Origin of the sequence: Nocardia amamiensis, from assembly GCF_015477605.1 — a bacterium.
GTDB lineage: Bacteria > Actinomycetota > Actinomycetes > Mycobacteriales > Mycobacteriaceae > Nocardia > Nocardia amamiensis_A.
The window spans coordinates 59,541-80,151 of the sequence record NZ_JADLQX010000008.1 but is presented as its reverse complement, the minus strand read 5'-3'; the positions used below and the strand labels follow the sequence as shown (position 1 = coordinate 80,151).

19 protein-coding genes and 2 pseudogenes are annotated in these 20,611 nt (G+C 66.5%); 11 read left to right on the top strand and 10 right to left on the bottom strand.

Features of this window, described 5'->3' with window-relative positions:
- Window positions 1–15 precede the first annotated feature (15 nt).
- The 4 genes from IU459_RS13110 to IU459_RS13095 all read right to left on the bottom strand — a co-directional run bounded on the left by IU459_RS13110 (window position 16) and on the right by IU459_RS13095 (window position 2,653).
- The gene (locus IU459_RS13110) at window positions 16–447 is read right to left on the bottom strand and encodes a hypothetical protein (protein ID WP_195129787.1); all 432 of its coding nucleotides are present in this window, start codon (window positions 445–447) and stop codon (window positions 16–18) included.
- Between the two features lie 145 nt (window positions 448–592).
- Entirely contained in the window at window positions 593–808 is a 216-nt protein-coding gene (locus tag IU459_RS13105; protein WP_195129786.1) for a helix-turn-helix domain-containing protein, read from the bottom strand.
- A gap of 170 nt (window positions 809–978) precedes the next feature.
- Window positions 979–1,683, bottom strand: coding sequence for a GntR family transcriptional regulator (locus IU459_RS13100; protein ID WP_195129785.1), 705 nt, complete (start codon window positions 1,681–1,683; stop codon window positions 979–981).
- 118 nt (window positions 1,684–1,801) lie between these two features.
- Window positions 1,802–2,653, bottom strand: coding sequence for a hypothetical protein (locus IU459_RS13095; RefSeq protein ID WP_195129784.1), 852 nt, complete (start codon window positions 2,651–2,653; stop codon window positions 1,802–1,804).
- 994 nt (window positions 2,654–3,647) lie between these two features.
- On the opposite strand from IU459_RS13095, the gene IU459_RS13090 reads away from it, so the two are divergent.
- The 6 genes and pseudogenes from IU459_RS13090 to phoU all read left to right on the top strand — a co-directional run bounded on the left by IU459_RS13090 (window position 3,648) and on the right by phoU (window position 10,507).
- Complete coding sequence (locus IU459_RS13090) at window positions 3,648–4,619, top strand: acyl-ACP desaturase (RefSeq protein WP_195129783.1); 972 nt, start codon at window positions 3,648–3,650, stop codon at window positions 4,617–4,619.
- Between the two features lie 167 nt (window positions 4,620–4,786).
- Window positions 4,787–5,929, top strand: coding sequence for a tRNA dihydrouridine synthase DusB (gene dusB, locus IU459_RS13085; RefSeq protein ID WP_195129925.1), 1,143 nt, complete (start codon window positions 4,787–4,789; stop codon window positions 5,927–5,929).
- Between the two features lie 818 nt (window positions 5,930–6,747).
- Window positions 6,748–8,511 carry an LCP family protein gene (locus tag IU459_RS13080; RefSeq protein ID WP_324198852.1) on the top strand — a complete coding sequence of 588 codons (1,764 nt, stop codon included), beginning with the start codon at window positions 6,748–6,750 and terminating at the stop codon, window positions 8,509–8,511.
- A 720-nt stretch (window positions 8,512–9,231) separates the two neighbouring features.
- Window positions 9,232–9,345: pseudogene (locus IU459_RS40060) on the top strand (LytR C-terminal domain-containing protein); the annotation flags it as partial.
- A 26-nt stretch (window positions 9,346–9,371) separates the two neighbouring features.
- Window positions 9,372–9,626 (top strand): annotated as a pseudogene (locus tag IU459_RS13075) (LytR C-terminal domain-containing protein); the annotation flags it as partial.
- 218 nt (window positions 9,627–9,844) lie between these two features.
- Window positions 9,845–10,507: a phosphate signaling complex protein PhoU gene (phoU, locus tag IU459_RS13070; RefSeq protein ID WP_195129780.1), complete on the top strand. Its 663-nt coding sequence runs from the start codon at window positions 9,845–9,847 to the stop codon at window positions 10,505–10,507.
- A 269-nt stretch (window positions 10,508–10,776) separates the two neighbouring features.
- Here the strand turns inward: phoU and pstB are convergent, their stop codons facing one another.
- The 6 genes from pstB to IU459_RS13040 form a co-directional block, all read right to left on the bottom strand.
- The gene (gene pstB, locus IU459_RS13065; protein ID WP_040773748.1) at window positions 10,777–11,553 is read right to left on the bottom strand and encodes a phosphate ABC transporter ATP-binding protein PstB; all 777 of its coding nucleotides are present in this window, start codon (window positions 11,551–11,553) and stop codon (window positions 10,777–10,779) included.
- Window positions 11,554–11,574: 21 nt separating this feature from the next.
- Window positions 11,575–12,477, bottom strand: a complete 903-nt coding sequence (gene pstA, locus IU459_RS13060) for a phosphate ABC transporter permease PstA (RefSeq protein WP_195129779.1) — start codon at window positions 12,475–12,477, stop codon at window positions 11,575–11,577.
- Window positions 12,477–13,445 (bottom strand): phosphate ABC transporter permease subunit PstC, encoded by a 969-nt coding sequence (pstC, locus tag IU459_RS13055; RefSeq protein ID WP_195129778.1) that lies wholly within the window; start codon window positions 13,443–13,445, stop codon window positions 12,477–12,479. The genes pstA and pstC overlap by 1 nt, the downstream gene beginning before the upstream one ends.
- Before the next feature lie 88 nt (window positions 13,446–13,533).
- Entirely contained in the window at window positions 13,534–14,646 is a 1,113-nt protein-coding gene (gene pstS / locus IU459_RS13050; protein ID WP_195129777.1) for a phosphate ABC transporter substrate-binding protein PstS, read from the bottom strand.
- 241 nt (window positions 14,647–14,887) lie between these two features.
- Window positions 14,888–15,808 carry a mycothiol synthase gene (gene mshD / locus IU459_RS13045; protein WP_195129776.1) on the bottom strand — a complete coding sequence of 307 codons (921 nt, stop codon included), beginning with the start codon at window positions 15,806–15,808 and terminating at the stop codon, window positions 14,888–14,890.
- Between the two features lie 316 nt (window positions 15,809–16,124).
- On the bottom strand, window positions 16,125–16,889 hold the full coding sequence (locus IU459_RS13040) for a winged helix-turn-helix transcriptional regulator (RefSeq protein WP_195129775.1): 765 nt from the start codon (window positions 16,887–16,889) through the stop codon (window positions 16,125–16,127).
- Between the two features lie 295 nt (window positions 16,890–17,184).
- On the opposite strand from IU459_RS13040, the gene IU459_RS13035 reads away from it, so the two are divergent.
- From IU459_RS13035 to IU459_RS13015, 5 genes are all read left to right on the top strand, one after another.
- Window positions 17,185–17,985, top strand: coding sequence for an LmeA family phospholipid-binding protein (locus IU459_RS13035; RefSeq protein WP_195129774.1), 801 nt, complete (start codon window positions 17,185–17,187; stop codon window positions 17,983–17,985).
- Window positions 17,982–18,425: a thioredoxin family protein gene (locus tag IU459_RS13030; protein WP_195129773.1), complete on the top strand. Its 444-nt coding sequence runs from the start codon at window positions 17,982–17,984 to the stop codon at window positions 18,423–18,425. The genes IU459_RS13035 and IU459_RS13030 overlap by 4 nt, the downstream gene beginning before the upstream one ends.
- Before the next feature lie 339 nt (window positions 18,426–18,764).
- Window positions 18,765–19,334 (top strand): DUF4395 domain-containing protein, encoded by a 570-nt coding sequence (locus IU459_RS13025; RefSeq protein WP_195129772.1) that lies wholly within the window; start codon window positions 18,765–18,767, stop codon window positions 19,332–19,334.
- Window positions 19,335–19,364: 30 nt separating this feature from the next.
- Window positions 19,365–20,198 (top strand): sulfurtransferase, encoded by an 834-nt coding sequence (locus IU459_RS13020; protein ID WP_195129771.1) that lies wholly within the window; start codon window positions 19,365–19,367, stop codon window positions 20,196–20,198.
- A gap of 5 nt (window positions 20,199–20,203) precedes the next feature.
- Window positions 20,204–20,509 carry a DUF1416 domain-containing protein gene (locus IU459_RS13015; RefSeq protein WP_040773727.1) on the top strand — a complete coding sequence of 102 codons (306 nt, stop codon included), beginning with the start codon at window positions 20,204–20,206 and terminating at the stop codon, window positions 20,507–20,509.
- Window positions 20,510–20,611 lie beyond the last annotated feature (102 nt).

The following is a 20,611-nucleotide window of genomic DNA, read 5'->3' as shown; positions in this document are numbered from 1 at the left end:
GCCGCCACGGCCCGGTCACAGCGACCGCCCCCCATCAATCTCGCCACGGTCGGCCAGGGCGCGGCCCGGCCGATACTCCGCGAGGGCGCTGCCCGACCCCGCCGAAGCCGGGCCCGCGGCATCGGCCTGCTCACGATCCGACTGCGGATACTCCCGCACCTTGGCCGCGCACTCCCGCGCCGACACAAACCACTTCGCCGGGTAGTACATGCTGTCGGCGGCACAGTCGAGCCTCTGGACAACGGCCTCGACATTGACGCTGCCGAACTCCTCGGGCAACCACTCGTACGGCCCCGGCTTGTCGTACCGGTCGGCGTGCGCCTCCAGCGCCCGATAGCGGGCCTGCAACGCAACCGTCCGCTGCCGCAACAACTCCTGCTCACGGATGATCGCGTCCAGCTCGTCCAGCAAGTCGGCCGGATCGTGCAACGGCTCGTTGATGCTCATCGCCGAACCCCCCACCGCCGCGACGCCTGCCAGAACGCCACCGCGCCCAACAGCATCACCGTGAACCCGACAACCTCCGGCGCCGTCAGCACTGCATAGCCGAGAGCCACCGCGACAACCGCGAAACCAAACGTCCGGGCGCGCATCACGCAACCCCGCTCTGGTTCAGCGGACGGACCAACGCGAGGACCTGATCGCGATCGACCTTGATCAGCCTCGGGCCGACCTGGAAGCCCTCCAGAAGACCGCCATCGACCCAGCGGCGGACCGTCCGGGGATGCACTCCCCCAGCCAATTCCGCGGCGTCACGAAGGCTGATCAGCGTCTTGCGCCCACCGATCGAACCGCTTCGTCTGCTCATGAATGTCACTCCTTTGACGACTTGTCACTACGTATACACAACAGCGTATGTGTAGTTGCGTATGCGCACAAGCTCTACACATGTGTAGACGTCAAAGAACGCGAAAAGGGCCTGATCAAGGCATTGATCAGGCCCCTATACGTTTCGATCCGGAAGCGGTCCGGCTCAGGTCAAATCGAGGTCTCCCGCTTGCTCGTAGCGACCGATTCAGGTTCCAGTGCCATCCGGAACAGGAACGCGTCGTACCGATCACGCGGGTACGAGATGTTCGAGATCATGAGCACCTGTTCATCGCTGTCGATGTAGCGCTGGAACACAGTTTTCACCAGCTCGCCGGCCGGAGTTTTGAGCCACTCAGCGTGACTCGCCGACGGTAGGGAATCCGTGAGGGTCTCCTCCAGAAACGCCGCCGCCGAGACATCAGCAGCATCGACGGGCTGGTAGCTGTCCGACACGGAGATCGGTCGTCCACCTTCCGATGCGCGCACGATTACATGCGTCAGCTCAGAGCCAACTTTGACGCCGAGCTTGTCCGCGAGATCTTCCGTAGCTGAAGCACTCCCGATGTCGCGCTCCACCTCCACCGGCTCGGTTGCCTCGTTCTCGAATGTCGTCTCGGGCTGCTCGAACTGACGCTCGGGCGAGACCCTGGTGAGGTTGGGCCGGTCGGCAACGAACGTGCCCTTTCGTCGCTCGGTCCGCACCAATCCTTGACCGAGAAGCAACTCGATCGCGTTGCGGATCACGATCTGCGACACGCCATGCCGCTTTGCCAGTTCCGGGTAGCTCCGCAGCTGGGTTCCCGGCGGCAGTTCACCCGCCCTAATTTTGCGTGCGTATTCACCTGCGATCTTCACGTATGCCGGTTCCGTCACTGTCCATCCCCTCGTCCACTAAGGCAGGAGTTAGCCCGCCTACTAATACACAACTACGTATACATACATCATCGCAGCGTGTGGGAAGCGGGGTGATCTGTTTGCGCGACTTCTGGCATTACTTCCGACGAGCCCAGCTCTCAGCTTTGTCGCGCAGGTTCCACCAGGACACGAACTGCGAATCCTCACCAACCTGCTCCCACCCGGAGGCGAGCTTGTCGAAGAAGGTGTCAGTTCCGGTCTTGCCGCCGCGAGGTTCGCCTACATAGATCAGCGTGTCGCCTCCAGCCTCCTCGAACGCTTCGAGCGCATCAATCGACATCGGATTTCCCCACCCTGGCGGCCAGCACAGGAAAAGGACTCGACCCGATTCCTCGCCAGCCGCCCGAGCTGCGGCCAGGTCGGCAAGGTCGCCGACTTCGTGCCAGACATCCAGCTGTCCCGCTCCCCCGCGAAACGACACATTCTCGATTTGGCCGGGCGGTTCCGAATCGAACGCCAAGACATCGACACCGCGGCGCCGCAACTGTTCCGCCCAGTATCCGCGTCCCGCACCGATTTCCAGCAGTCCTCGGCCCGCGCAAACGTCGGTGACCCACTCCAGCGTCTCCGGCGACGGGATTGCATAGGCATATGCCTCCTGGAGAACGGTCTGCGCATAGGCCAGCCTCGCACTGCCCTTCGCTAAACCGCCGTTGACCTCGCGACGCCCACCACGTTCGGCCGGCCCCGCACTGACGGACGGGCCGAGAATGTCCCAGTACGGATTCTCACTGTCACCGCCCGTCATGTAGTGCAGCAAACGGAGGTCAAAGGCTCTGTCCGCCTCAACGTCACCGCTTCCAGGTATGGCCGGAGCAGTGTCGAGGTACTCCGCAACCCTGGGATACGAAGTGCGGAAGCGTGTTTCGTCCCCAAGAAGGTCGGACAGCTGCTCACGACGCTCTGGTGTCAATACGAATCCTGTCACGCAGTCGATTGTGCCGACCTCGACGGCGGCTTGGGTTTGCAATCAGCGGCACCGCCCCTCGGACTTCCATATCGCTTGAGCACCGCAGGGCCACAACCATTCAGAACGTCCGTGGGGCAGACATCCCGTGGCATGTGGGGCGTACATGGGGCAGAGAGACGTACTTCTGTGTACACTCATGTCGCGAACGCACAAGCCGGAACCGCTGAATATAGGCTGTTCAGAGGTGCATATGCATCGCAATTGTTGACGTATGTCCAGCGGATTTGATATGGGAGCGGAAAAGGGACTTTTAATCCGCAGGTCGTAGGTTCGAGCCCTACTGGGGGCACGCTCGTCGGGCGTCCGGGTCATCCGGGCGTCCGACCTGGTTTCTGGGGGTTCCCCGCTTCGCTGTCCCCTAATAATGCGGACACATCGATGTCGCCTCCAGCTCTTGCTGCCCTACACCGGCAGACCATGCCCCCGGCACCCGCCGCACCGATCACCTCCGCCCAATGCGCGTTCGGATTGCCGACGACACCTGAGCCGTGGCCGGGCGATCGGGCGGAACGACGCACTCCGACCGCCGATGGCGGTCCAGGGGCGCGACGAGTGGCGACCGGTCCGGTTGTGAGGAAACGCACAAGAGAAGCCGCGGCGGTGGGCTCGACACGCAACCGCGCCTCGCCGAGCACGCGGACCCGATCGTGGCCGCATGGACCGTCGCTCCGCGGCGGCCGGGCACAGCCATCGCAGCGGCTTGTGTGATGCCGCACGCTCGATAACGCTCCGAGCCCCGCGCCGATAGTCCCCTCAGTGCGGACTGACCCCATACACTCATGTGGATCACTGAACGGCTAAGACTTCGTATGACGTGTATCACGAGGGCATCGATCGTCTAAAAGATGCGTTTCGCATCACACCTACGGTGCCGTAAGGTATGGCCGCATCGGGATCGGTCTACCTTGGGATGACCTGCACGACCGGACGCACACACTGAAGGGTTTCATACATGGCAAGGGATCTGACTCAACTCGAGCTTCTCACGGAGTTGGAGCCGGTTGCCGAAGAAAACGTCAACCGACACCTTTCTCTGGCAAAGGAATGGCACCCGCACGACTACGTCCCGTGGGACGACGGCCGCAATTTCGCGGCACTCGGTGGCATCGACTGGGATCCGGAGCAGTCCCGCCTCAATGAGGTCGCCAAGGCGGCCATGATCACCAACCTGCTCACCGAGGACAACCTGCCCTCCTACCATCGCGAGATCGCCGAGAACTTCTCCCAGGATGGCGCCTGGGGCACCTGGGTGGGCCGCTGGACCGCCGAGGAGAACCGCCACGGCATCGTCATGCGCGACTACCTGGTCGTCACCCGGGGCGTCGATCCGGTCGCCCTCGAGGAAGCTCGGATGGTCCACATGACCAACGGCTTCGCCTCGCCCGCCGAAGCCGACGCCGGATTCCTGCACTCCGTCGCGTACGTCACCTTCCAGGAGCTGGCCACCCGGGTCAGCCACCGCAACACCGGCAAGGTCTGTGACGACCCGATCGCCGACCGCATGCTGCAGCGCGTCGCCGCCGACGAGAACCTGCACATGATCTTCTACCGCAATATGTGCGGCGCCGCCCTCGACCTCGCGCCCGACCAGGCCATCGAGGCCATCACGCTGATTCTGGAGAACTTCCAGATGCCGGGCGCGGGCATGCCCAACTTCCGCCGCAACGGTGTGCTGATGGCCAAGCACGGCATCTACGACCTGCGCCAGCACCTGGAGGAGGTCGTCCAGCCGGTGCTGAAGAAGTGGAACATTTTCGAGCGCACCGACTTCACCGCGCGCGGCGAAGCGGTCCGCGAGCGCCTCGGTCTGTTCCTGGACAAGCTGTCCAAGGACGTGATCAAGTTCGAGGAGCAGCGCGACCGCATGCTCGCCCGGGAAGCCGCGAAGCGCGAGCGCGAGATGGCGGGCAGCACGGTCGGCTGACCGCACACTGACGCAACCGCGCCGCCGTCCAACGCTCGGACGGCGGCGCTTCCCGCGCCATGCCAGTTGGATCGAGCCATGCGGTCCTCATGGCGCTGAATCGGGCCGACGCGGCGACCCGCACCGGCCAACTTACGTGCGGAAATGAGACACTGGTCGCCGTGACGATGACTACCGAGGCGAAGGCAGCCCTGCGGATCGGGCCGTATCCGGTCGATCCGCCGGTCGTGCTGGCGCCGATGGCGGGCATCACGAATCTGGCGTTCCGCAAGCTGTGCCGGGAATTCGGCAGCCCTACCTCGATCTACGTATGCGAGATGATCACCGCGCGCGCCGTGGTGGAGCGCAACGAGAAGACGCTGCACATGATGTCCTTCGACACCGACGAGTACCCGCGCTCGATGCAGCTCTACGGCGTGGACCCGGCGACGCTCGGCGAAGCGGTGCGGACCATCGTCGGCGAAGGCTGGGCCGACCACATCGACCTGAACCTCGGCTGCCCGGTGCCCAAGGTCACCCGGCTCGGCGGCGGTGCGGCGCTGCCCTACAAGCGGACGCTGTTCCGCCGTATCGTGCGCGCCATGGTGGACGCGGCCGAACCCGCGGGCGTGCCGGTGACCGTAAAATTCCGCATCGGCATCGACGACGACCACCTCACCTACCTGGACGCGGGACGCATCGCGGAAGCCGAAGGCGCGCGGGCGGTGGCCCTGCACGCGCGCACGGCCGCCCAACGCTACTCCGGCCAGGCCGACTGGACCGCGATCGCGCGGCTCAAGGAGGCCGTCAGCACCATCCCGGTGCTCGGCAACGGCGACATCTTCTCGGCCGCCGACGCCGTTCGCATGATGGACGAAACCGGCTGCGACGGCGTGGTCGTCGGCCGTGGCTGCCTGGGCCGGCCGTGGCTGTTCGCCGAACTGCAAGCCGCGCTGCGCGGCGAGCCGCTGCCCCCGGCCCCCGATCTGGGCCGGGTCGGCGCCGTGCTGCATCGGCACGGCACGCTGCTGGCGGAGCACCTCGGCGAGGACAAAGCCATGCGCGACCTGCGCAAGCACATGGCCTGGTATCTGATGGGATTCCCGGTCGGCGCCGATCTCCGGCGCGCGTTCGCGACCGTCACCAGCCTCACCCAACTGGAAGATCTTGTCGGACAGCTGGACCCGACGGCAGCCTTCCCCAAGGACGCCGAAGGCCCACGCGGACGCCAGGGCTCGCCGGGAAAGGTGGCGCTGCCGCACGGCTGGCTCGACGACCCCGACGACCCGGCGGTGCCGCAAGCCGCCGATGTGATGCACAGCGGCGGATGATCGGGCAATCCCGCAGCGAACCGCATCGCCAAACACCGCTGTGACCTCGACGCTTTCACACTCGGGTGGCTGGCCGTGGCGGAATCGTTATCATTGCGGAATCGGTTCTGCCGGTCGAGTACGGCTGAGGCAAAAAGCAAGACGAAAAGCGAGGTTCGTTGGTGGGTGACGATCGGCACGGGCGTTCGCCACGGCCCGGAGGTCGTGCCCCGTGGGAGCGGTATCCCGCGGCGGATTACCCCGAACGAGACGCCGCACGGACGTCTCGGCGCTCCCGGCACACCGACGCCGCCCCCGACCAGGGTTCCGCACCGCTCACCGTCCAGGACCTCGTCCAGCGGGTCGACAACGAGCGCAGCGGACGACGGGGCCGCAGGGCGGCCGCGCCACAGGACGGGGACGCACCGAGCCGGGGCCGCCGCGCCGAAGCGCCTCTCCCGGATGCGGGCCATCCACCGGCACGGGGCCGCCGCGCCGAACCCGTGCCCCCAGAGGGAGGCCCCCCACCCCTGCGGGGCCGCCGCCCCGAGCCGGAGCCACCGAACGCAGGCGGCCCACCCGTGCGGGGTCGCCGCACCGAGCCAGAACTACCGGACGCGGGCGGCGCACATGGACGAGGTCGCCGCGCCGAGCCGGAACCACCGAACGCGGGCCCCCCGCCGACGCGCGGTCATCGCGTCGAGCCTTCGCCGCACCAGGAAGCTCCCCGACGCGCCACAGAGCCCGCACGCCGCCCACCGGACGCCGCCAATGGCCGCGGCGCAGCGGCAGGCCCGCGCCGCGCACCCGACGCGCCGCGCCAGACCGCCAGTTCTCCAGTGGTCCAGGACATCGCGGGAGAACAAGCCACCCCAGCCATGCGCGCCGCGAGCCGTCGTCCCGCCGAGCGCTCCGCATCCCCCGCCCGACCAGAGCCGGAGCAGGCCGAAGAAGTCACGGACGTCCTCCCCCCGCTCGACGAGCCGACCCGCGCCAAGCGCAAGGGCGTGGGCTGGCCGACCAAGGACGGCAAAGCCCAGCCCAAGTCGGTGGGCACACCCGCGCAATCCCGTCTGCAGGCCGCCCGCGAGCGCAGGAACAAACGCCTGCGGACCATCGGCCGAGTCGCGATGGCGGTGGTCGCCGTCCTGGTTCTGCTGACCACCGGCGGCGGCTGGAGCTACATGCGGTCGACCACGGACAGCTTCACCCAGGTCTCCGCCCTCGACGAGAACTCACAGGACATCGTCGATTCCAATGCCCAGCTCGGCGACGAGAATTACCTGCTCGTCGGTACCGACACGCGCGCAGGCGCCAACGGCAAGCTCGGCGCAGGCACACTGGACGACGCCGAGGGCTCCCGCGCCGACACCACCATGCTCGTCCACATCCCGAAGAACCGAAGTCGGGTCGTCGTAGTCTCCTTCCCGCGCGACCTGGACGTAACCAGGCCGCAGTGCACCGGGTGGGACAATGAGAAGAACAGAAGCACCGGCGAGAAGTACCCGTCTGCCATAGGCGACAAGCTCAACGCCGTCTACAATCTCGGCGGCCCGCCGTGCCTCGTCTCCACGATCCAGCGTCTCACCGGCGCGTCGATCAATCACTTCATCGGCATCGACTTCGCCGGCTTCGAGACAATGGTCAATAAGATCGATGGCGTCGAGGTCTGCGCGACCAAACCGCTCGTCGACGATGTACTCGGCACCATCCTCGAGAAGCCGGGTAAGCAGCGCATCAACGGCGAGACCGCACTGAACTATGTGCGGGCCAGGCACGTCTACGGCGAGGAACGCAGCGACTACGACCGGATCAACCGGCAGCAACGCTTCCTCGCTTCGCTGCTGCGCGGTGCACTGGCGAGCAAGGTGCTCTTCGATCTGGGCAAACTGAACGGTTTCATCAAAGAGTTCACCGAGCACACCTTGGTCGACGAAAAGACCAGGCCCGAGGATCTGCTGATGCTGGGCCGCTCGTTGCAGAAGATCGATGCGGGCACGGTTACCTTCATCACCGTCCCGACCGCGGGCACCACCTCTTACGGCAACGAGATCCCCCGCGAATCCGACATCAAGGCGATCTTCAAGGCGGTCCGCGACGATCAGCCGCTGCCGGGAGAGAAGCCGACCGTCCCGAAGGACACACCCGCTCCTACCCCGGCCACGCCGACACCGACGAAATACACGGCGGTGGATCCCTCCACCGTCTCGTTGCTGGTGTCCAACGGCTCTGGATACGAGGGTCTGGCGCGCACGGCCGCCACCAAGCTCGGCAACCAGGGCTTCACGATCTACAACACCGGTAATTACGCCAACGGCAACTCCGCGACGACGAAGGTCCGCTACGCCGCAGGCCTGGAAGCCGAGGCCGCCACCGTGGCCACCGCGATCCCCGGCGCGACCATCGAGGCCGCCGACGATCTCGGCGGCATCGTCGAGGTCGTCATTGGAGCGGACTCGACGAACGGCGTCACCGTGAAGGCGCCGACGCCGGTCGGTGACACGATCACCAACGTTGCGACCAGCACCTCGAAGGATTCGACGCCGACCGTACTGCCCTCGGACCTGGAACACGTCAACGCGGCCGAAGAGATCTGCAAGTAGCAGCTGGCCCCTTAGAGCCGTCCCTCATGCTGGGCACGGTCGCGCCCGCTATGCGACGCGGATCACATTCCGGGGTTCGCGGATACTCGAGACCGAGATCGGCGACGCGGCGGCAGCGAGCGATCCGCCTGGGGCAACACGCGCGCTAACTGTTCGCACCGCGGAACTCACAACCGACCACGCAAAACGCTCGGCTGGGATACCCCAGCCAAGCGTCTGGCTATGCTCATGCCCACCACCAACTAGCAGCGTGTTGCGACGACTCCTGGAGCCCAGGTAGCGGGCGGGGCCGATCGTTGGACTGTTGGGTTATGCGCCGACGGCTTGCCAGTTGTCGACGGCGTAGATCACAACAGGAGCCGGTATCACTATCCGGCAATGATGATCCATCCGTACGAGCCCCCGCCATATGAGTAGCATATCCACTTCGTCGTGCCCTCATAGTGAATGTTGCCAACGGTATACGCATCGCAAGGCGCTGTTGGCGCAGCCGCAGCTTGCGGGGCAAGCATCGTCGCGGCCAAGATCGTGGCCACACCGACCAACGCACCAGAGAACAACCGTACTGCCATCGCGAATCCTCTTTCGATTCAATAGATTCCACAGAGGTTGCGCCATTCGAACCCCCCTTGTTTCACAGGCTACCGAACCATGCTGGAAGGAACAACGACTCGCGCGCACCTTCCGCACCCGTTCGCAAGGGATCCTCGGCCGGGATAGGTGCGACGCCGCACCATTTCGCTGGCCGTGCTCAACGCCTCGGAGCAGACCGGTATCGCTAGGACCGCAGCGGCCAAACTGGGCAACCAGGGCTTCCAGATCTACACCACCGACAATTTCCCCAAGGAGCGTCCGCTACCACCAGGGTCAGGTACGCGCCCGGATACGAGGCCGCGACCGTGGCCACCGCGATTCCCGGAGCCACCATGGAGGAAGCGAACGAGCTCGGCAGCATCGTCCAGGTGGTCCTCGGCAAGGATTACACCGGCACGATCCGCCCGCCCGTTCCTTTCGGCGACGAGATCACGAACGTGGCTGCATCCACGGAGAAGACCCAGGTCGCGCTGCCGTCCGACCTGGAGCACATGAACGCCGCCGACGACATCTGCAAGTAGCGGCGATCCGGCGGTAGCCGCCGACACGCCGGCCGGGACTCACACTCGCTGTGCGATGCGGATCACATTTCCGCGGTCCGCAGCCGCCGTGAGACCAAGATCGGCCACGCGGACGCGGCGAGGTTTCCGCCTGCGGCAACACACGCGCTAACGGTTCGCACCGGTCATTCACTCCGTGTTCGTGACTTGGTCAGCGCGGCGAACTAGTGTCAGCTTTCATGCGTGTCATCTACAACGAGCAAATGGCCGAACTCGCCAACCTGTTGGGCGAGATGGCCGGCCTGGCCGGCTCGGCCATGGATCAGGCGACCCAGTCGTTACTCCAGGCAGATCTCGCTCTGGCCGAGCAGGTGATCAGTGAGTACGACCGGATCGCCGAGATGATTCAGGACGCCGAAGAGAAGGCGTTCGCCCTCCTTGCTCTACAGGCCCCGGTAGCGGGCGATCTGCGCCAAGTGGTGAGCACGATCCAGATCGTCGGCGACGTCAACCGGATGGGCGCGCTGGCGCTGCACGTGGCGAAGGTCGCACGCAGGCGCCACCCGAACCACGCGCTGCCCGAGTCGGTCAACGGCTACTTCGCCGAGATGGGCCGGATCGCGGTCAACATGGGCGCGGGCGCCAGGGAAGTGCTGGAGACGCGTGACCCCGAGCGCGCCGCGCAACTGAACGTAGACGACGAGGCGATGGACGACCTCCACCGTCACCTCTTCACGCTGCTCATGGACCGGGAATGGAAGTACGGCGTCGCCGCCGCCGTCGATGTCACGCTGCTCGGCCGCTACTACGAGCGCTTCGCCGACCACGCCGTCGAAATCGGCCGCCGGGTCATCTTCCTGGTCACCGGCGTGCTTCCGCCTGACCCGGACGCCGAGTCGTAGCCGCAAGCCTGATGCGGCCGGCCCGCATTCGAGGGTCGGTCACGGACGACTCGGGTAGCCGAATCCAGTGCACACGGCGGCGCCCGGATGCTCGATTCCGGCCGATCACGCCCGGGCAGCGCCCTTCCGGAAGCACCGCGCCACGCGAGTGGATGGCAACGATTCCGTTTCGAAAAGGCAGGGATGCGAATAGTCCTGGGCAGCCGAGTAGCTGCCCAGGACTATTCGCGTGCTATACCGCGTCGACCGGGACGCGTTCGGTAGCCGGATCAGCCGAAGCGACCCGAGATGTAGTCCTCCGTGGCCTTCTGCGAGGGGTTGGAGAAGATCTTTTCGGTGTCGTCGATCTCGATCAGTTTGCCCGGCTTGCCCTGCGCTTCCAGGTTGAAGAAGCCGGTCTGGTCACTCACGCGCGCGGCCTGCTGCATGTTGTGGGTGACGATGACGATGGTGAATTCCTTCTTCAGCTCGGTGATCAGGTCCTCGATCGCCAGGGTGGAGATCGGGTCCAGCGCCGAACAGGGCTCGTCCATCAGCAGGACGTCGGGCGACACCGCGATGGCGCGCGCGATGCACAGCCGCTGCTGCTGACCGCCGGAGAGGCCGCCGCCCGGCTTGTCCAGGCGGTCCTTCACCTCGTTCCACAGGTTGGCGCCCCGCAGCGAGCGCTCGGCGACCTCGTCGAGTTCCTTCTTGTTGCGCACGCCCTGCAGCTTGAGCCCCGCGACCACGTTGTCCCGGATGGACATGGTGGGGAACGGATTCGGCCGCTGGAAGACCATGCCGATGGTGCGACGCACGCCCACGGGGTCGACCTGGGTGCCGTAGATGTCCTCGCCGTCCAGCAGCACCGCGCCTTCGACCCGGGCGTTCGGGGTCACCTCGTGCATGCGGTTGAGCGAACGCAGCACGGTCGACTTACCACACCCGGAGGGACCGATGAATGCGGTCACGCTGCGCGGCAGCACGGTCAGCGAAACCTCGGACACGGCGTGGAACTTGCCGTAGTAGATGTTCAGATCTTTGACGTCGATCCGCTTGGCCATTTTCGGTAATCCGTTCCGGTTCTATCGGTTCCGCGTGAGCAGCCGGTTGACGACGGCCGCAGCCAGGTACAGGAGGGCGATGATAAGGATGAGGGTCAATGCCGCACCCCAGACCCGCTCGCGTCCGGCTGCTTCCGGATTGGCCAGCTCCTGGTAGATCAACAGCGGCAGCGACGCCATGTTGCCGTCGAAGATGTTCGTGTTGATCGACTTGCTGTAGCCGACCAGCACCAGCACAGGCGCGGTCTCACCCATCACCCTGGCGATGGCCAGCAGGATGCCGCTGATCATGCCGGGCAGCGCGGTGGGCACCACGATCTTCACGATCGTCTTCCACTTCGGGATGCCGAGCGCGTAGGACGCTTCGCGCAGCTCGTCGGGCACCAGCTTGAGCATTTCCTCGGTGCTGCGGACCACGACCGGCAGCATCAGCAACACCAACGCCAATGCCACCGCGAACGAACTCTGCGGGAACCCGAGCGTCGCGATCCACAGCGCGAAGATGAACAGCGCCGCGACGATCGATGGCACGCCGGCCAGGATGTCGACCATGAACGTGGTGGTCTTGGCGAGTGCACCGCGGCCGTACTCGACCAGATAGATCGCGGCCATGATGCCCAGCGGCACCGCGATGACGGTCGCGACCAGCGATTGCACGATGGTTCCGTAGATCGCGTGATAGACGCCGCCCGCGAACTGATGGGGCAGCACGCCCTTCATCGAGTTCTGCCACCAGTTGGCCCGGACGACGGCGCTGAAACCCTTGGTGACCACCATGATCAGCACCCAGCCGAGCGGCACGAGCGCGATGCCGAACGCCAGCCAAACCAGTCCGGTCGCGATGTTGTTGCGCACGCGGCGCGCCACGCTCACATGCCGGAAAGTGGGGGCTTTGACCGGCCGGTCCAACGTCGAGGTGGTCATCACCCGTTCACCCTTCCGCCGGCGGCCAGGCGCGCCAGCGCGTTCACGACGAAGGTCAGCGCGAACAGCACGAAGCCTGCCGCGATGTACGCGCCGGTGGGCAGCGGCTCACTGAATTCCGCTGCCGCCGAGGCGATTTTGGAGGCGAAGGTGTAGCCGCCGTCGAACACCGACCAGTGCCCCGGCTGCGCGGCCGTCTTCAGCACGATCAGCACGGCGATCGTCTCGCCGAGCGCTCGGCCGAGGCCGAGCATCGAACCGGCGATCATGCCGCTGCGCCCGTAGGGCAGCACGGTCATCCGGACGACCTCCCACTTCGTCGCGCCGAGCGCCTGAGCCGCCTCGATGTGCGTGCGGGGGGTCAGGTTGAAGACCTCGCGGCTGACCGAGGTGATGATGGGCAGGATCATCACCGCGAGCACCACGCCCGCGGTGAAGATCGTGCCGCCGCTGGCCAGCGGGATGTTGCCGTCCGAGAACAGGAACAGCCAGTCCAGTTTGTCGTTGAGGAAGGTCTGCACCGGCTCCAGTTGCGGAGCGAGAACCAGAATTCCCCAGAGACCGAACACGATCGAAGGCACCGCCGCCAGGAGATCGACGATCACCGAGAACGGGCGCGCCAGGCTCTTCGGCGCGTAGTGCGTGAGAAACAGCGCGATGCCGATGCCGACCGGAACCGCGAGCGCCAAGGCGAAGATCGAACTCAGCACCGTCACCATGAACAGGTCCCGGATGCCGAACCGTAGGTTCTTGGCATCGGTCGTGTTGAACTCGGCGCTGGTGAAGAAGTTCGCCTCGTTCGCTAATACCGAAGGCACCGCCCGGATCAACAGGAACAGCGCAATCAGGGCGATCGAGGCGACGATGATCGCCCCCGCCGTCGTGGCCAGCGAGCGGAAGATGATCTCCGCACGCGGACTGTGACGGCGTCCGGCCGCGGCCGGTTCGGTGCTCGGCTTACTCGGCATGAGCGCAGTATCTCCGCCTGCCCGCCGACCCGTCGAATCCGACTGGTCAGCGGCGGCAACTTCGTCGTGCACGGTCATGGCTTCGCAATCAGGAGATGGCGTTGATGGCAGTGGTCAGCTTGGTCTTGAACTGCTCCGGGATCGGGACGTACCCGGCCTCGTCCAGGCCCTGCTGGCCGTTGGTGACCGCGGAGGTGAGGAAGGCCTTCACCGCCGTGGCCGTGTCGGCGTCGGCGTACTTCGAGCAGACGATCTCGTAGGTCGGCATCACGATCGGGTACGCGCCCGCCGCCGTCGGCTTGTAGAACGAGGAGGTGTCGATGACCAGGTCGTTGCCCTGACCCGAGATCTTCGCCGACTCGATCGCCTTGCCCGCCGAAGCGACGCTCAGCGTCACCGGGTCCTTGCTCGCCGAGGTGATGATGCGCGCGACCGACAGGTTCTGCGCCTTCGCGAAGGACCACTCGTTGTAGGTGATCGAGTTCTTGGTGCTCTTCACCGCGGCCGAGGTGCCCTCGTTGCCCTTCGAACCGGCGCCGACGCCACCGACGAACGCCTTACCGGCGCCCTTGCCCCAGGCGCCGTCGGAAGCGGCGTCCAGGTAGAGCTGGAAGTTGTCCGTGGTGCCCGACTCGTCGCTGCGGAAGACCACCGCGATCGGCTCGGACGGCAGCTTGGCGTTCGGGTTCAGCGCCTTGATCTCGGGGGCATCCCAGGTGGTCACCGCGCCATTGAAGATCTTGGCCGCGGTCGGGCCGTCCAGCGCGAGGTCGGTCACGCCGTCGATGTTGTAGGTGATCGCGACCGGACCGAACACGGTGGGGAGGTTCCACGCGGGCGAACCGCAGCGGTCGGCGGCCTTCTTCGGCTCGTCCTTCTTCGAGCTCAGCGGCGAGTCGGAGCCACCGAAATCGGTCTGGGCACCGAGGAACTCGCTCACACCCGCGCCGGAACCGCTCGAGGTGTAGTTGAGCGTGGAACCGTCGCAGTTCTTCTCGTAGGCGGCGATGAAGCGCTCCATCGCGTTCTTCTGCGACGACGCGCCACTGGCCTTGAGGGCCTTCTTACCGCCACACGCGACGTCGACCTTGGCGACGTTGCCCGAGTCGGTCGAGGTGTTGTCGTCGCTACCACACGCCGCCAGTGTCATGGCGCCGACGGCCAGCACACCAACGAGGGCGCTGCTGCGCTTGAAATTCACTATTCCTCCGGAATGGCGTCCTACTCGTCCGGTCCCTCACCGGCCCGGACGGGTGCTGTGGTGCTGTTCGCGGGGAACTTGCGCACCAGGCAGCAGTGTGCTGCCCTCACTCAACCTAGGGTCGCGTGGTTGACAGTTGGACCGAACCAGGTGAACGGAAGGTGAACAGCCCGGCGCGATTACACCTGGTGAATGTGACGTTTGCCCCAGTTTTACTCGCCGACACCGAATCAGCCGCCTACTATTCAGTCCCTGCCGCCGCGTAGGCCACGTCGACGTGCGCCGTGGCGAATCCGAGCCGGGTATAGGTGCGGACCGCGGCGGTGTTGTCGGCCTCGGTGTACAGCAACACCTCCGCTAGACCGCGGTCGCGCAGGTGGCGCAATCCGGCCAGCGTGAGCAGCCGGCCCAGCCCGCGCCCCTGGGCCGCAGGGTCGATGCCGACCACATAGACCTCGCCGAGCGGTGGGCGCTGCTCGTAATGCACTTTGGTCCAATGGAATCCGAGCAGCCGGCCGGGCGCGGCGGCGTCGTAGGCCAGGAACAGGCCCTGCGCGTCGAACCACGGCTCGGCGCGGCGGATCTCGATGTCGCGTTCGGTCCAACCACCCTGTTCGGGATGCCAGGCGAAGGCGGCCTTGTTCACCCGCAGCAACTCCGGGTCGTCGGCGGGACCGGCGTAGCTGCGCAGCACGATGCCGTCCGGCACGGCCAGTTCCGGTAGCTCCGGGGTAGCCAAAGACCGTCGCATCTGCCACAGCTCACGTGCCGTTCGCAGACCGAGACGGGCCGCGACGGCTTTGGCTGCGGGCTGATCACCATGTGCCCACACCCGCGCTCCCCGACCGCCCGCCGTGAGCGCGGCCGTGACCAGATCGGTACCTACCCCCTGACCGCGGGCAAGTGGGTCGACCGCGACCTCCGCCATCGCCGGGTGTTCGCCATGCGCGGGAACGAGATTCGCGTATCCGACGATCGCGCCGTCGCGCCGTGCGAGCAGATGACGCGCGGCGGTGTGTTCGCCGGAGGTCACCGACAGCACCGCCTGCTCCGAGATCGGGGCGACGCCGTCCGCGGCCGTGGCGCGAGCGAGCAGATCGGTGATCGCCCGCGCCGCGTCCTCGTCCGGACGGTCGATCCACTGTGTTGTCGCGCCGCTCACGACTCCACCTCGCTGGCGCTCGGCTCCGTCGTGCGCGAGGGCGCGCTGCGCTTTCGGTTCACTCGCTGACGCTCGCTCACGACTCCACCTCGCTGGCGCTCGGCTCCGTCGTGCGCGAGGGCGCGCTGCGCTTTCGGTTCACTCGCTGACGCTCGCTCACTGGCCTCCGTTCTTCGAGCCATCGAACCCCGTGCATGTTCCCGCTCCTGGCAACGTCATGGGAGCCGGCCGCATTTCGATATCGGCTGACCGCGATACGTCCGCCGATCGCGATGCGGGAGCTAGCGGCGGGAACGCGGCCATCGGCCAGGAGGACTCACGGCGCGGAACCGTTGATCGGCGCGAACGGGGAACCGTCGGTGCCCTCGTTCTCATCGTCGGGGAAGCTCACCGTTTCGCTCTTGCCCGTGGCCCGCGACGGACGCACAGCCTTGTAGCCCACGTTCCGGACGGTGCCGATCAGGGACTCGTACTCGCTGCCGAGTTTGGCGCGCAGCCGCCGGACGTGCACGTCGACGGTGCGGGTGCCACCGAAGAAGTCGTACCCCCACACCTCCTGCAGCAGCTGCGCACGGGTGAACACCCGGCCCGCGTGCTGCGCGAGGTATTTCAGCAGCTCGAACTCCTTGTAGGTGAGATCGAGCGGGCGTCCGCGCAGCCGCGCGGTATAGGTGCCCTCGTCGATCACCAGCTCGCCGAGGGTGATCTTGCCGCTGTTCTCCGGACTGGCCACGCCGCCGTTGCGACCGACCAGCAGGCGCAGCCTGGCGTCGAGTTCGGCAGGCCCGGTGCCGGGCAGCAGGATGTCGTCGAGTCCCCAGTCGGCGTTCACCGCGACCAGACCGCCCTCGGTGAGCACCGCGACCACCGGGACGGAGGAGCCGGTACTGCCGAGCAGGCGGCAGAGTCCGCGGGCGGCGGCCAGGTCGGTCCGCGCGTCCACCAAGGCGACATCAGCGGTACCGGCTTCGAGCAGCGAGGCCACTTCCGTTGGCGCGGGGCGCACATTGTGCGCGAGCAACGCCAGTGACGGCAACACCGACTCGGGGTTGGGGTCGGAGGTAAGCAGGAGCAGCTCCACAGGCCCTCCTCCCATCTCGTAGCTCCGCGGATGCGGCAGCACCGCCGCGGCCACGTCGCTAATCACAGGTAATCGGATGCAAGATTAGCGCGTAACCCCGGATGACCACGCATTCCGGGGTCGGGCACCATACCGGAGGACACCAGGGAGCCGGGTTCGGGCCAACCGATAGGGTTGCGTACATGGGTTACGCGTCGGGCAGACCTGGCACCCGCGGGTTGCCCGGTGCGGAATTCGAACGCGTGCCGCGCGGCGCCCGACCGGCGCGGCCCGAGAACCGGAGAGACGGGGGAGCATGCGGAAGCTGATCATCGGCCTGCTGTGCCTGGCCGGATTCGCGATCGTCGTCGACTTCAGCACCGCGGCCTATTCGGAGTACCGCGTGTCACGGGCGCTGCGGGACGGCGCCGATCTCACCGCGGACCCCGAAGTCACGATCAACGGTTTTCCATTCCTCGGCCAGGCGTGGGACAGCCGCTACGACAACGTCGAGATCCGGGCGCGGGCCAACCGAGACGACATCCCCGGCGAGACCGCACTGGAGGCGACGCTGACCGGCGTGCGGCTGCCGCTCGGGGAACTGGTCGACGGCAGTCTGCGCGGCGTCCCGGTGGAACGGGTGGACAGCAGGCTGCGGGTGGAGCCCACCGAGCTCGGCAGGCTGTTCACCATTCCCGACCTGCAGGTGCACTCCCGCCCAGCGGACAAATCCGATGGCACCGGCGGGTCGGGCGGCTCCGGCATGACCACCACGGGCGCGCTGGTGCTCACCGGCACCTTGCCGGAGACCCCCGGCGCGCAGTACGGCGGCGAGAAAGTCAGCGTGCAGGCCGATCTCTTCCTCGACGGCGACCAGGTGCAGATCGTGGCGACCGGCTTCTATCGCGGCAGCCCCGGCACCGAGACCATGCCTGTGGCGGTGATCACCGAGGCCGATCGCCCGGCCGTGCTCGCCAGGTTCACCCGTACCATCGACACCAAGGAGCTGCCGTTCGGCGTCCGGCCCGCCAAGGTCTCCGCCCAGGGCGGCCAGATCGTCGTGGAGGGCAAGGGCGTGAACGTCACGATCGACCTCGACCGATTGCACCGGCCATGATCGAATTCACCATCCTGGCAGTGGTATTGCTCGTCGCGCTGGCCACGGGCGTCCTGCTACGCCGCAGGCACGGCAAGGTGCGCGCGGGGAACGCCATCGACCTGTCCGAATCGGCGCGCGCCGAACTGCTCGCGGCGGTCGGCGTGACCGGCGCCGGCCCCGCGGTGCTGCATTTCTCCGCCGAGTGGTGCGGACCGTGCGCCGCTGTTCGCCGTGTGGTTGCCAATGTCACGGACCAGTTGGCGGGATCACCGCAGCCGCCGCAGGACATCGAGGTGGATATCGACGCCGAGCCCGCGCTGGCGCGCGAGCTGAACGTGCTCTCACTGCCGACCACCTTCGTCTTCGACGTGGAAGGCAGGGAGCGGTTCCGCATCTCCGGCGTGCCGAAGGCCACGGATCTGCACTCCGCGCTCGAGCCGCTCACCGCGGCCGCCTGAGGCCGAGCCGAGGCAGCGCCTGCCTCGCAGCCGAGCCGAGGCAGCCGCCTGAGCTGCGACGACAAGTCCCCTCGACGGATGTGGCGCCCCCCGGGTCCAATTCCCCCGCCGAATTGGGTAAACTCCTTCCCGTGCTTGCCAACCACGAGCTGATGCTCACCCGACGCCGCACAGTGGATCTGTGTCGGCTCGGTGGTTGTTGCTGCCTGTGCCGCTGATCGGTCGGCCCACCCGAATTCCCTGACGCCGACCGCTGCCCGCCGCGCGAGTGATCCCCGATCCCCCGGTGAACTGGCAATTTTCCAGTTATTTGACTTATTCAGCGCAGGAGTACGCACAATGTCCCCCGAAATCCGCAATAATTCCGGAACCGCTTCCAGTCCCACCGGCCAGGTCGACGTCCGTGGGCCGCGCTTCACCGCGTGGGTCACCACCGGGTTCCTGGTTCTGGTCCTGATCGCCGCGGCGTTCTCCGTGGCCGCCGCGGCAGTGCTGATCGCCCTGCAGGCGGTCGCCTTCGCCATCGGCGCCGCCTATGGCCCGCGCCGCCACCCGTACGGCCGGATCTACGCCGCGTTCGTCGCGCCCCGGCTCGCACCGCCCAGCGCGACCGAGCCGGTGGCTCCACTGCGGTTCGCACAGTTGCTCGGCCTCGTCTTCGCGGCCGCCAGCCTGCTGGGCTTCGTGCTCGGCTCCACAGTCGTCGGCGCCGTATTCGCCGGCTTCGCCCTGTTCGCGGCGTTCCTGAACGCGGCGTTCGGGATCTGCCTGGGCTGCCAGATCTATCCGCTGGTCGCCCGCCTCCGCCGGACCGGTCCGGTCGGCGGGGTTCGCGAGTCCTCCGTGGTCACGCGAGCTACCGTCGCCGGCCCGCACGCCAACACCGCCGGGTCCCCGGCATCGAACTGAACCCTGCACGTCATCTCTGAAAGGAAAACAATGGCTCGCTCCGATGTCCTGGTCTCCGTTGACTGGGCCGAAGAGAACCTCAACGCCCCCGGCGTCGTCTTCGTCGAGGTCGACGAGGACACCTCCGCCTACGACGGTGGTCACATCGAGGGTGCCGTCCGGCTCGACTGGAAGAAGGACCTGCAGGACCAGGTTCGTCGCGACTTCGTGAACCAGGAGCAGTTCTCCGACCTGCTCTCGGCGCGCGGCATCTCGAACGACGACGAGGTCGTCCTGTACGGCGGCAACAACAACTGGTTCGCCGCGTACGCCTACTGGTACTTCAAGCTGTACGGCCACAACAACGTCAAGCTGCTCGACGGCGGCCGCAAGAAGTGGGAGCTGGACGGCCGCCCGCTGTCGACCGAGCCGGTGAACCGGCCCGCCACCCAGTACAAGGCCGCCGCGCCGGACCTGTCGATCCGCGCGTTCCGCGACGAGGTCATCGCGGCCATCGGCGCCAAGAACCTCGTCGACGTGCGTTCGCCTGACGAGTTCACCGGCAAGATCCTCGCTCCCGCGCACCTGCCGCAGGAGCAGAGCCAGCGTCCCGGCCACATCCCAGGCGCCATCAACGTGCCGTGGAGCAAGGCCGCGAACGAGGACGGCACCTTCAAGTCCGACGCCGAACTGGCCGAGCTCTACAAAGAGGCCGGGCTGGACGGCGAGAAGGAGACCATCGCGTACTGCCGGATCGGTGAGCGTTCCTCGCACACCTGGTTCGTTCTGCAGGAACTGCTCGGCCACCAGAATGTCAAGAACTACGACGGGAGCTGGACCGAGTACGGCTCCCTCGTCGGCGCACCGATCGAGTTGGGAGAGTAATCAATATGTGTGCAGCACCGACACAGGGTCAGGCCATTCCGGCCGGCGTCGATGTGGAGAAAGAGACGGTCATCACCGGCCGCGTCCTGAGCACCGACGGCCAGCCGGTGGGCGGCGCGTTCGTGCGCCTGCTCGACGGCAATGGTGATTTCACCGCTGAGGTCGTCGCGTCCGGCACCGGTGACTTCCGGTTCTTCGCGGCTCCCGGCGCGTGGACCGTTCGCGCGCTGTCCTCGGCGGGCAACGGCTCCGCCGAAGTGCGCCCCGAAGGCGCGGGCATCCACGCTGTCGACGTCGCGGTCGCGAAGTAGGAACCGCACTCGCCGAACGGCCCCGGCGCTTTCCTTCCAGGGAAGCACCGGGGCCGTTTGCGTGCGGCGGCGCGGGTGTCGTTAGACTCCAAAACGTGGTCC

Coding starts and splice junctions, on each gene's coding strand:
- IU459_RS13110 (WP_195129787.1), bottom strand. CDS start 447: ATGAGCATCAACGAGCCGTTGCACGATCCGGCCGACTTGCTGGACGAG.
- IU459_RS13105 (WP_195129786.1), bottom strand. CDS start 808: ATGAGCAGACGAAGCGGTTCGATCGGTGGGCGCAAGACGCTGATCAGC.
- IU459_RS13090 (WP_195129783.1), top strand. CDS start 3,648: ATGGCAAGGGATCTGACTCAACTCGAGCTTCTCACGGAGTTGGAGCCG.
- dusB (WP_195129925.1), top strand. CDS start 4,787: ATGACTACCGAGGCGAAGGCAGCCCTGCGGATCGGGCCGTATCCGGTC.
- phoU (WP_195129780.1), top strand. CDS start 9,845: ATGCGTGTCATCTACAACGAGCAAATGGCCGAACTCGCCAACCTGTTG.
- pstB (WP_040773748.1), bottom strand. CDS start 11,553: ATGGCCAAGCGGATCGACGTCAAAGATCTGAACATCTACTACGGCAAG.
- pstA (WP_195129779.1), bottom strand. CDS start 12,477: ATGACCACCTCGACGTTGGACCGGCCGGTCAAAGCCCCCACTTTCCGG.
- pstC (WP_195129778.1), bottom strand. CDS start 13,445: ATGCCGAGTAAGCCGAGCACCGAACCGGCCGCGGCCGGACGCCGTCAC.
- IU459_RS13035 (WP_195129774.1), top strand. CDS start 17,185: ATGCGGAAGCTGATCATCGGCCTGCTGTGCCTGGCCGGATTCGCGATC.
- IU459_RS13030 (WP_195129773.1), top strand. CDS start 17,982: ATGATCGAATTCACCATCCTGGCAGTGGTATTGCTCGTCGCGCTGGCC.
- IU459_RS13025 (WP_195129772.1), top strand. CDS start 18,765: ATGTCCCCCGAAATCCGCAATAATTCCGGAACCGCTTCCAGTCCCACC.
- IU459_RS13020 (WP_195129771.1), top strand. CDS start 19,365: ATGGCTCGCTCCGATGTCCTGGTCTCCGTTGACTGGGCCGAAGAGAAC.
- IU459_RS13015 (WP_040773727.1), top strand. CDS start 20,204: ATGTGTGCAGCACCGACACAGGGTCAGGCCATTCCGGCCGGCGTCGAT.